This window comes from Salinibacter sp., assembly GCF_042218895.1.
In the GTDB taxonomy this organism is placed as follows: Bacteria; Bacteroidota; Rhodothermia; order Rhodothermales; family Salinibacteraceae; genus Salinibacter.
The window spans coordinates 1-10,939 of record NZ_JBDGQQ010000091.1 but is presented as its reverse complement, the minus strand read 5'-3'; the positions used below and the strand labels follow the sequence as shown (position 1 = coordinate 10,939).

General features: G+C 64.1%; 6 protein-coding genes, 1 other RNA gene and 1 pseudogene. 5 read left to right on the top strand and 3 right to left on the bottom strand.

Annotated features, from left to right (window positions below):
• Positions 1-52 precede the first annotated feature (52 nt).
• Positions 53-413, bottom strand: a transfer-messenger RNA (tmRNA) gene (gene ssrA / locus ABEL04_RS08395).
• A gap of 214 nt (positions 414-627) precedes the next feature.
• Here ssrA and mazG point away from each other — a divergent pair.
• Together mazG and ABEL04_RS08385 are read left to right on the top strand one after the other, a co-directional pair.
• On the top strand, positions 628-1,476 hold the full coding sequence (mazG, locus tag ABEL04_RS08390; RefSeq protein ID WP_375801937.1) for a nucleoside triphosphate pyrophosphohydrolase: 849 nt from the start codon (positions 628-630) through the stop codon (positions 1,474-1,476).
• Between the two features lie 373 nt (positions 1,477-1,849).
• On the top strand, positions 1,850-3,163 hold the full coding sequence (locus tag ABEL04_RS08385; protein ID WP_375801936.1) for a diguanylate cyclase domain-containing protein: 1,314 nt from the start codon (positions 1,850-1,852) through the stop codon (positions 3,161-3,163).
• Positions 3,164-3,167: 4 nt separating this feature from the next.
• On the opposite strand, the gene ABEL04_RS08380 is transcribed toward ABEL04_RS08385, so the two are convergent.
• Entirely contained in the window at positions 3,168-4,817 is a 1,650-nt protein-coding gene (locus tag ABEL04_RS08380; RefSeq protein ID WP_375801935.1) for an EAL domain-containing protein, read from the bottom strand.
• Between the two features lie 884 nt (positions 4,818-5,701).
• Here ABEL04_RS08380 and ABEL04_RS08375 point away from each other — a divergent pair.
• On the top strand, positions 5,702-6,118 hold the full coding sequence (locus ABEL04_RS08375; RefSeq protein ID WP_375801934.1) for a BlaI/MecI/CopY family transcriptional regulator: 417 nt from the start codon (positions 5,702-5,704) through the stop codon (positions 6,116-6,118).
• A complete protein-coding gene (locus ABEL04_RS08370; protein ID WP_375801933.1) occupies positions 6,096-7,910 on the top strand; it encodes a TonB family protein in 1,815 nt (604 codons plus the stop codon). Before ABEL04_RS08375 ends, ABEL04_RS08370 begins: the two co-directional genes overlap by 23 nt.
• Positions 7,911-8,167: 257 nt before the next feature.
• On the opposite strand, the gene ABEL04_RS08365 is transcribed toward ABEL04_RS08370, so the two are convergent.
• Positions 8,168-9,970, bottom strand: coding sequence for an SWIM zinc finger domain-containing protein (locus ABEL04_RS08365; RefSeq protein WP_375801932.1), 1,803 nt, complete (start codon positions 9,968-9,970; stop codon positions 8,168-8,170).
• A gap of 356 nt (positions 9,971-10,326) precedes the next feature.
• Between ABEL04_RS08365 and ABEL04_RS08360 the strand changes: the two are divergent.
• Positions 10,327-10,939: pseudogene (locus tag ABEL04_RS08360) on the top strand (type III polyketide synthase); the annotation flags it as partial.

The window sequence follows — 10,939 nt, the reverse complement described above, 5'->3', positions numbered from 1 at the left end:
GAGGTCTACCCAGACTCAATTCTGGGATTCTGGCGAGCCCTTTCCTCGCTCACTGCCGGGAGTCGAACCCGGGTCCGTGTAGCCGCACAAGTCGAACCTCTACCTGCATAGTGGATGCATTCGGTACTCACGTCGCCCGTCTGCCCGTCCACGAGGCCAGGGCGACGCAAAGGCTGATTGAACTTCACCGTCGCGGCCGCAGCCGGAGACCGAAACGACTACACCCTTTTTGTCGATGTCTCACGCTCCCCAAGGGTCAGGAGCGACGTGAGACAGATGGAGGCTGTTACGCCGCCATCGCGTACGAATAATCGTCCGCAGTTGCGATTCCTGACAGGTTTTACGAGCGTATCAGGATGCTCGGCAGGTCAGTCCGCTGCACGTTTACTACACGTCGAAGCCGTGTCATCCCCATACGTGAAGGAACGTGGCGTCGGAGCCAAAGAACCTTGGCTGACTGTTCGCATGCTGGGACGGACCGGGCGGCCCGATGTTCCCCCCTCAGCGTCTCCTACATTCTTAGATTCACACATGGTTTGCACACGTACAAACATCCGCGCCGTCCGCAAGTAGAGCACGCGAGATCCCACTTGCGTGCCACACTACCTGCACTTATTCCGTTTTTGCATGTCCACCCCCGCCTTCGATCCGAGCGATAGGATCTACGAGAATGCGTTCGCCGAGCCCGCCGACCGGTTAGAAGCCTACGCCGACTTTGTCGCCATCGTCAAGCAGCTGCGCCGCGACTGTCCGTGGGACCGGGCGCAGACCCACGAGTCGGTGAAGCATCTGCTCATCGAGGAGGCCTACGAGGTAGTGGCGGCCATCGACGCAAAAAATTGGGATGAGCTCCCGGAGGAACTCGGCGATGTCTTTTTGCACGTGCTGTTCCACGCCACCATCGCCGAGGAGGAGGGACGCTTCACGCTCGCGGACGTGATCGAGGCGGAGACGGACAAGCTGGTCCGCCGCCACCCGCACGTCTTCGGCGACGAGACGGCCGACGATCCGGACGCCGTGGCGGCCTCGTGGGAGGAAATCAAGCAGCAGGAGAAGGCGGACCGGGCGGATGGCGAGGCATCTTCGGTGCTCGATGGGGTTCCGCGGCGGCTTCCGGCGCTCCTGCGTGCACACCGCATCCAGGAAAAGGCAGCTGGAGTGGGCTTCGAGTTTCCGGACCGTGACGACGCCTGGGCAAAGGTCGAGGAAGAACTTGAGGAGTTCCGGGATGCCGTGGACGACGAGACAGATGAGGACGACCGCGAATCTGAGTTTGGGGACTTGCTCTTCGCCCTTGCCAACTACGCCCGGCAGGCCGGCATCAATCCCGAAAACGCGCTGCGCGCAACGAACGACAAATTTACCCGTCGCTTCCAGCACTTGGAGGAACGCTTCCGCGACGGCGACGCCACCATCGAGGCGACAGACCTCGCCGTAATCGAGAAGCTCTGGGCGGAGGCGAAAGAGCAGCAGTGATGGGTCGCTTCGGGAGCTAGAACCGGCTGAGTGTCTCCGGCGACACGCTGAGTCGGAAGCCCGCACAGCAACAGTCGACTCACGATCGGCCCAGTTTTCGAGCACGCGGACGACGCCCCCCATCTTAGGAAGACGCTTCGCAGCGTGGTAGAAAGCGTACGTTGGTATCCTTCTTGTGGGCCCTTGGTAGGTGAAAGCCGCGCGCTGTGCGCTCCGTGCGGACCGGAAGCAGAAGCGTGAGGCTGCAAACCCCCGTCCGAAAACCTGAGCGAGGCAGGGGACTTCCGGCGTCCCGGAGCCGTCGTCCCTGTCTTGGGAAAGCTGGAACGGACATCGGGATTTCGTCACACACCTCCCTGACTCGGGTTCACTGATGCCGACGTCAAACGCCTCAGAGCAGTCCCGCCTCGAACGCCTTCTGGGCCAGGCCTGGAATTCCCTGCCCATGGCCGCACTGCTCGTAGACCAGGAGGGAGCGATTCGTTATTGTAGCGATCAAACCCGTCATCTTCTGGGCTACGAGTCCGGTCACCTCATCGGAATGTCGATAGACCGGCTGATGGTGAACGAAAGCGGTAGGCGGGATGAGCCGTCTCAACCCGATGCGGGGGATGCGCCCGCACACCTGGGGGGGAGCCTCGAGTTCTACGCTCGTCATCGAAATGGCAGCACGGTCCCGGTGCATCTCTCCCTGACGCAGGTGGGCGGAGAGGCCCGGCCCGACGAGGTCTGGACCCTGGTGATGATGCAGGACCGGCGGCGTCCCCCCCCGAAAACGAACGAGGCGGACGACGAGGTCGAACGACGGTATCGACAACTGTTTGACCAAAACCAGGTGGGGCACATCTGGGCCCGGCTCGACGGCAAAATTCTGTCCTGCAATCCCGCGGCGGCCCAGATGTTCGGGTACGACACCCCTGAGACGCTCGAAGGAGAGTCCCTCGGTGACCATTTCCGGGGCGACCCGGACGAGCGGCAACGGACGATCGATCGGCTCCGGGAGAAGGGAGAGGTAAGCCAGTGGAATGTCCCGATGAAGCGCCGAGACGGACGCCCGTTCACGATTATGGAGAGCCTGGTGCTTCACGAAGACGCCGATCACCCCGGCACTGTCGTGGTCTCGAGCTTCGTGGACGTCACGGAGCAGACCCGTCTCTGGACGCAGCTCAAGGAGATGGCCTACCACGATCCCCTGACGGGGCTGCCCAACCGCCGCTTCCTGCAGAAGCAGGCAAAAAAGGCCCTCGCGCTGGCGGAGCGGCGTGAGCGATACGTTGGGCTGACGTACATGGATCTGGACAACTTTAAGACGGTGAACGACCGGTGGAGCCACGAGACCGGAGACGAAGTACTCGTGACCGTCGGGGAGCGGGCAGAACGAGCAACCCGGGAGAGTGACGTGGTGGCCCGGATTGGGGGAGACGAGTTTGCCGTGCTCTGGGTAGACCTGGATGAGCCCAGGGCGGCCCGCCCGGCGACACGCCGGATTGTACAGGACATCGGGGAACCCGTGCAGGTCGGTGACAAGCGGTTCTCACTGGTGGCGTCTGCGGGCATCGCAACCTTTCCCGACGACGGCGAGACGGTTGAGGAGCTGCTCCGCCAGGCCGATCGGGCCATGTACCGGGCGAAAGAACTGGAGAAGCGCGGGCCCGCTATCGCTACGCCCGAGCAGGAATCGGGCTGACGTCTCAGCTGGGGGGCTGGGGCTCGTCCCGAGACGCGCCGGACTGCTCGGGGGACGCGTGGGCGTGTTCGGCGAGCGAGTCCGCCGGAACGGGTTCGAGGAACCGGTAGCCCTGAGCCATCGCGCACCCCAGTTCTCGGAGCGTCGCCTCCTGCTGCGCGGTCTCGACCCCCTCCGCGATCACCTCCACGCTCAGGCGAAGAGACAGGTTCAGCAAAAACTGCACGATCGCCGTGGTCTTCGGGTCCTGACCAAGGTCCTGAATGAACTCGCGGTCGATCTTGAGAAGCTCAGCGTCGAGGAACCGGAGGTAGCGGAGCGACGAATACCCCGTTCCGAAGTCATCGATCGCCAGACGAACGCCGTCGTCGCGAAGCGGACGAAGGAACTCGTCCTCCTGGAGGGCCCACCGTTCGGTAATTTCCAGGTGCAATCCCCCGTCAGGGAGCCGGGCGCTCCGGATCTCGTCCCGACACCAGCGCTGGAAGTCGTCGTCTACGGATTGCGGGCTCACGTTGACACTGACCCAGTCGACCGGGCCATCTGGGGACCGGGTCCATGCACTCGCCTGACGTAGCGCCCGGTTGATGACCCAGCGATCCACGTCGCCAACAAGGCCCGTTTCTTCCGCGAGTGGCATGAAGGCGGCGGGGGAGAGGAGCCCGCGCTCAGGGTGGGCCCACCGAACGAGCGCCTCGGCCCCAACCACGCTCCTGGACGCGAGGTGCACGATGGGCTGGTAGTGTAGGACCAGCTCGTCCTGCTGGATGGCGGTCCGGAGCCGCTCGCGGCGACGAAGCCAGCGGGCCTCCCGCTGGGTCCTGTCCCGGTAGATGTGTAGATTGCCGGTAGTATGCTCTTTCGTGCCCCGGTGCATGGCCGAAAAGCTCGCTTCTAGCATCTCCTCGGCCCCGCTAAACGCCGAGTGAGGCCCGGACCAGACCGCTAGGCCCGCAATGGCCTCGACGGGCACCTGCTGGTCCGCGATCCGGAAGGGCATGTCGAACGCCTTCAAGAGGGTGCGCCCGAGCTCCCGTGCATCGTCCTCGCTGGCCCGCAACAGAATGGCGAACGTATCCTCCGAGATCCGGGCGGTCGTGGCCGTGGTGGGCAGACCGTCCTCGATGCGGGTGGCCACGGCCGCCAGAAACTGCTGGCCGGCCCTATACCCAAAGCTCTCCGTGACGTCCCTGTACTCCCGAATCGTGACACAGAGGAGGGCGGGCCCCGCCTCATCGCTCGGGGCATGCTCCAGCCGCTGGCCAACCTGGTGCAAGAGGGACGAACGCGTGGCGAGACCGGTAAGAGGGTCGTACCCTTCCTCCTGGTTGGGGGAGAATGTGTCGTCCGGGCCATCTCTCTGCACCGGAAACCGCCAGACCAGGCACTCCTCGTGGTCGTCCGAAGTCCGGTCAAGAGCAAGGGGAACGCGCCGGAGGGTTCCATTGGCCGTGTATACAGAAATCATCTCGGTCCGCATGGGGGCCTCCGAAGAGAGCCGTTTCTGGAGTTCGCTTTCTGTGTGATCGCCGGCCCACATCCCAACCTCGGACGGAATGTTGCCGACGAGGTCCTCCTCGGCGTACCCAAACGCCCGCTCGAACTGCTCATTGGCAGCCAGAATCGTGTAGTCGGATCGGGACGTAATCAGCAATGGGTCGTCGTCAGGATCCCCAAGGGTCTCCCTGTGCGTGGAGAGGTGCCTCGAAGAAGGGGAGAAGGAGGACTCGGCATCACAGTGGTGAGGCTGATCCGCGACCGGCGACGAAGTAGGGTCGGAAGACGAAGAGCCGGCAGAAGAGGTGGCCCACCTCCGTGCCACTACAATCAGGCTCCCGACGACGAGCACGAGCAGTGGAAGCGAAAGCCGGGGGGGGGAGAGTGGGAGAGCGGGGGACAGGTAGAATGCGGATCCGGTTGCTAAAGCGATCCAGGGGAGCGCCTCCAGCCCGATCCCGATGAGAGAACGCACCGAAACAGAATACACACGCGATTCCATGGATCCGCCTGGTTATGGCTATTGAGCGTAGTTCGGTGGAGAGGGAGACGAGCCTGGACTGGAGGCCCCTTTCGAGGTCTGCTCGCGGTTTTTTCCGGTGCGTTTCGTATTTACTGCTCAGATCCCAGGCCCACGTCGCGTTCAATCTGAGGGACTATTCCTGCCGTCTTCGCCGAGACGTCCGATGGATGGTGCATCCCCGCTGTATTTCGGCGTCCCACTGAGCCTCGGCCCGTACCTGCACGAATTTTCCCTGGTCCCGACCCGACGAGGGTAGGGACAAGCCCTGCGGTCCCATTCCCTCGCAAAGAACAAGCCGAACGGCAGCGCCGCGGGGCAGGACGTGAACACCACTCCGGGGAAGGGCTCGAGGCTGTTCCCCACAATATCCGGTCCTGCACCGCCCATTCTCTACGGAGGTTGAGGGTGGACACCGGTGTGTGGAGACCGGAATGTAAATATTATGTGTAGCGACTTGACAGAATACGACCTAAGTAATACTAATAGTGTAGTAGTATTGCCCAAACTCTCTACCCTTCATGCGTCGCAAGTCTCTTACCCACCTTGGCGAAACCGAAATGGAGGTCCTCCATCACGTGTGGGACCTCGGCGAGGCCACCGTGGCCGACGTCCGCGAGCGCATCCTGGAGGATCGCGACGTGGCGTACACCACGATCATGACGGTGATGAAGAAGCTGGCCGAGAAGGGCTATCTCGACTACCACAAGGAGGGCCGCTCCTACGTCTACCAGCCCGCCCAGGAGCCGGACGCTGTGCAGCACAGCCTGCTCCAGCGTCTGATGGAGAAGGTCTTTCAGGGGTCGCCCTCGGCACTGGTGCAGACGCTGGTCCAACGGGAGGAGCTATCCGAGGAGGAGCGGGCGGAGATCCGAGGTCTCATCGATGTCTTGGAAGAGGAGGAAGACGATTCCAATGACGTGGACGACAATTCTTGACTTGCTGGCCGACCTTGGGGCCGCAACCGCCCATCCGCTGTGGCTGCCGATCCTTGCCTGGACGGGTCTGGCTCTCCCGCTTTGGGTGCTTTTAGAGCGAACGGATCGTCTGCATCCACACGCCGAGTACCGACTCTCACAGGTGCTTCTCGCGGCGCTGCCAATCGGGATCGCGGCCGCAGGGGCCGCCGAACTGCTCCCCACCTCGGCCCAGCCCCCGGCCCTCCCTACTGCTGGTATCGTCGTGCTCCCTTCGATCGAGCCGGCAGTGGAGATCACTTCGACGGGCACACCCTCGTGGCACTGGATGCACGCCGTCGGCCTGGTCACCGCCATCGCCCTGATTGCGGGGCTCGTCGGTCTCGGACGGCTCGCGCTCGACACCGTGGCGGCCATACGGGTGCGCAGGACCGTGGAGGGAACGGCCGCCGCCCCCCTCCAGGCCCGGGTCGATCGTTTGCGGGAGATCCTCGGCATCGGGCGTCCCGTCCAAGTCCTCGTCACGTCGGAGGCCGCCGTCCCCATCACCCTCGGTGGGCCCCGGCCCCTGATTCTCCTGCCCGAGGGACTCACAGAGAACCCGGAGGCCCTTCGCACGACCCTCGTTCACGAATGCGTTCACGTTCGCCGCTGGGACGACCTCGCCCACGTCGCCGAGCGCCTCATTACCGCTCTGTTTGCCGTGCACCCCCTCGTGCAGCGGCTCCGACGGCGGATCGTGGAAGCGCGGGAGCGGGCCTGCGACGCCGCTGTTCTCGGCATCTCGTCCACGTCGGCGGCCGATTACGCCCGGCTCCTCGCCGCCTTCGCCGAAGGAAATCCCCGCCCCGGTCGCCTTGGGGCTCTCTGCCTCTCCGAATCGCCGTCTTCCCTTAAGGACCGACTCACAGCCATGCGCTCGTCGATCTCCACCCTGCTCTCCTCTCGTCTTGCCCTCGGCACAGCCCTCCTCGCCACAGGCCTCGCCCTGACACTGGGCGTGGTGGCCTGCTCGGACAGTCTCGGCCCGGCGGCCCCCGAAGCGAACGCCCCGACCTCTGAATCCACCACTGCGGCTTCCAAGGACAGTGCGGTGTATGTAGTCGTCGAGCAGCAACCCAAGTGCGGGGGCCTCAGAGCGCTCCAGGAGAAGACCAAGTACCCTGAGTTCGCTAGGAAAGCCGGCATTGAGGGCCGAGTCTTCGTGCAGTTCATCGTAGACGAGCAGGGCGAGGTCACAGACCCGACGGTGACCCGAGGGGCGCATGAGCTGCTAAATAAGGCTGCACTCAACGCCGTCGAGAGCCTGGACTGCGAGCCCGGCAGGCAGGACGGGGAAGCCGTGAAGGTGCAAATGGCACTGCCGGTGACCTTCCGGCTCCCGGACGATTCCTCGTCGACCACCCCCCGTCAATCGGATACGAAGCCTCGAGCGAATTCAGCTACCGCCGGCCTGGACGCTCACTACTACCAGATACCAGATAGGAAAGGACTCTCGGCCACCATCCACCTGAGCCACGAGACCAGATCGAGTCTCCATAACAAAATTTCCTACCCTGCACTGGCCCGCAAAGCCGGAATGAAGGGACGGGTGAGGGTGCGTTTCGCAGTGGACGAGGCAGGACACGCCGCGAACCCGCGAGTCGTGAACGACCAGTACCGCCATCTTGACAACGCCCCCGACCCACTGGCCCGGGCCGCCCTTCAGACGGTGAAAAATGTGACGTTCATCCCCGAATCCCAGAGCCATAACCTTGCGGGCAAAGAGATCGGCGTACAGTTTCAATTCCGGCTCCCGGACGAGGGTTCGTGAAGCAGTGTCGTTGTAGATACGAGCGACCATAGCTCTGATCCGGGGAGTACGAACTACCGCCCCCTGGATGCGACGCCCCAATTTCCTGCGCTCGAACGTGCCGACCTCCAGGAACGGAGAATTCGGCCCGGTTCGGCCGGGCTACTAGATCTTTCTCCATCTGGCTCCAGCGCCGTGGATCGGCGCACCAGAACGGGTCGGAGTATACGTAGGGTCAGTCCCTCCTCGTCGGAAGCAACAGGCCTCGGATTGATGCTTCACAGCAACCCTGCCTTCTCGAATTCGTCCTGGGCGGCGGGAAGGCGGTGCAGTTCGTCGTCGTAGAGGGCGTCGAGCACGTCGTCCCACACGCCCGGCTTATGCTGCTCGTAGAGGCTCTTCACCCGCTGGAAGAGCTCCGCGGCCTGCCGGTAATTCCCACGGCCCCGATCGGCGATGAGGGACCGACCCCGCTGCCGGTAGAGTTCGATGGCCTCTTCGGGGTACTCGTCCTCGGCGGCCTCGGCCACATCCATCTTGAGCGACGCGCCGCTGGACAGGCGGGAGGTCGAGTTGATCTTCGCCACGGCATTCAGGGCAGCCTCCACGTCTCCGTTGTCGAGGTGAATGCGGGTCAGGAGGCGGTACTGGCCCTGCTCACGCAACTGGTCGTGGAGCTCGGAACGGACTTCGTCCCATCGGTCCATCCGCTGCGCAACCGACCGGGCCTGTTTGTAGGCGGAGAGGCTCGTCCGCGTCCAGAAGAGACGCGTGCTCAGGTCGAGGGCGCGGTCCAGATCGTCGTGCTCAGTGGCGTAGTCGCGGAGCCACGCGACGAGGCGGCGGTGCGGATCGTCGTCGAGCCGATCCAGGGCGAGGTCGTGGAGGGCGGCCCCCTCGTCATGCGTTTCGAAGATGGGCGCAAGCCGGACGAGTTCGTAGTCGGAGGCCCCGCGGGCGGCGTCGAGCGCATCGCTGAGGCGGTCTAGGTCGAGGAGGCGGGCCACGAGATTGGTCAGGCAGCCCGTCTCGCGGGCGATCCGCAGGTACTCCTCGTCGTCGAGCGTGTGCTCCTGAAGGTTGAGCAGGAGCCGACCGAGGGCTTGCTGATCCCAGTCCCTGGAATCGGAGGCGGCCCCGGAGGAGCCCAGAGAAATAATTCTTTGTTCCTCCTCGGTCCGGTTCCGCTCGGCGAGCGCGTCCCGCGTCCATTCGCCCATCAGGTGTCGTTCGTCCAGCGTCGCCTGCTCCTCAATGATGTCGCGGGCCCGGTCCCCAAGACCACGGCCACCCTGGTCAATGTCCCAGACGACCACCTCGAAGAGCGTCCGCAGGACGCGCTCGCGCAGGTCGTCGGCGTTCGTCTCCGCCAGCACCGTCCCCAGGCGCTTAACACAGGTGGTGAGCTGGCGGGAGAGGGCGCCACTTCGATCCCGAAACTCGAAGTAGTGGTCCTGAATCGCCTCGATGAGGAGGCAATACACAGTGGTCGCGTCCGCGCGGTGCCCGTGGTCGGCGTAGTCGTCGCCCAGCGTGACGAACGGCTCCAGTTCCTCGGCCGCCTCCTCGGGGGCCGAGTACCGATCGGTGTTGCGCAGCGCCGTCTGGAGGGCGCTCTCGATCTGGGTCCGGAGCTCCTCCGGGTCGGGGGACTCGTGGGGGGCAGTGGACGCGAGCGACACGAGCCGCTCCAGGTCCGGGTGGCGCTCCACCATGTCCAGGACGAGCCGGGCGAGGGTCTCCTGGGACAGTTCCTCCACGGTCTGGGTCAGAGGATCCTGTTCCGACACCGCCTCGGGACTCTCCACCCAGGTGAGAAGCAGGGCGACCACGTGCTTGCACCGTCCCCCGCCGCCCACCGGGCAGGAGCACTCCGCCCGGGCGATGCCGTCGTCGTGGAACTCAACCTCCAGGTGGTACGGGTCGGGACGGGAGCCCTGGCACTCGGCCTTCAGGGTGCGCCCCTCGCGCCGCGGGCGCTGGATGCGGTCCTGCTGAAAATAGGTCTCGCCCCGCTCGTAGAACCGCTGCTTGGTCCAGTCGCGAACATCGCTGTGGGAGAGGGAAGGAAGATTGGGCATAGGTGCGTATCGCCTTCGAGCAAGGAGGCTTCAGCGCCGAGTGGCCGGCCGCATCGGAGTGTTGTCAACTACCGCCCACGTCGCACGTTCAACACCATTCAGAACGGCTTGTGCTATGGTGCAAAGTAGGTGCGGTGCCTTCAAATAGCTTCTTCTCAGGAAAAACAGCGTCGCTCTGAGCTTGACTCAGAGCCCATACGACGATCGCCGAGCCCACTCCATTCGGCTGGATGAGCTCCAGAGCACGTCTGGGGTGACCGTGGGGGGCGGTTCTGGCAGTTGGAGACGGACGCACATGCCATTCACACATAGCACAACACGTTCTCAGATTCTTGTCCTTCAAAGTCTCCGTGCGCATGCACACCGTCGTTGAGTCCATCGCTACCGGCAACCCGCCGCTCTGCAAGCCGCAGCCGGAGGCCGCCGAGTTCATGCAGCAAATTGAGCGCCTGCCAGATCCGCTCCAGAGCCGGCTGCCCGCGCTCTACGAACAGTCGGCCATCGACTATCGCTATTCCTGCGTGGCCGACTACGGCGAGGACGACCCGGAGGCCTTCACGTTTTTCCCAGAGAACTGGGCCCTCGAACCGGCCCCCTCGACCAAGGAGCGCAACGAGAAGTACCGGGAGGCCGCCATTCCACTCGCCGAGGACGTAGCCGGACGGGCGCTGGAGGACGCCGACGTGGCGGCGGATGACATCACGCACGTCGTCGCCGTCAGCTGCACCGGCTTTTTTGCACCTGGGCTCGACATCGAGCTCGTGAAGCGGCTGGATCTTCCCGCCTCCACCGAGCGCACCTTCATCGGCTTCATGGGCTGCTACGCCGCGTTCAACGCGCTGCGGGTGGCCCACAGCTTCTGTCAGAGCCAGCCCGACGCCCGCGTGCTGGTGGTGTGCACCGAGCTCTGTACCCTCCACTTCCAGATCGACGACACCCTGGAGAGCGTCATCGTCAATTCTCTTTTCT

What these genes read in the sequence shown, in the direction of transcription:
- mazG (WP_375801937.1), top strand. Translation starts at nt 628, where the DNA reads ATGTCCACCCCCGCCTTCGATCCGAGCGATAGGATCTACGAGAATGCG.
- ABEL04_RS08365 (WP_375801932.1), bottom strand. Translation starts at nt 9,970, where the DNA reads ATGCCCAATCTTCCTTCCCTCTCCCACAGCGATGTTCGCGACTGGACC.
- ABEL04_RS08385 (WP_375801936.1), top strand. Translation starts at nt 1,850, where the DNA reads ATGCCGACGTCAAACGCCTCAGAGCAGTCCCGCCTCGAACGCCTTCTG.
- ABEL04_RS08375 (WP_375801934.1), top strand. Translation starts at nt 5,702, where the DNA reads ATGCGTCGCAAGTCTCTTACCCACCTTGGCGAAACCGAAATGGAGGTC.
- ABEL04_RS08370 (WP_375801933.1), top strand. Translation starts at nt 6,096, where the DNA reads ATGACGTGGACGACAATTCTTGACTTGCTGGCCGACCTTGGGGCCGCA.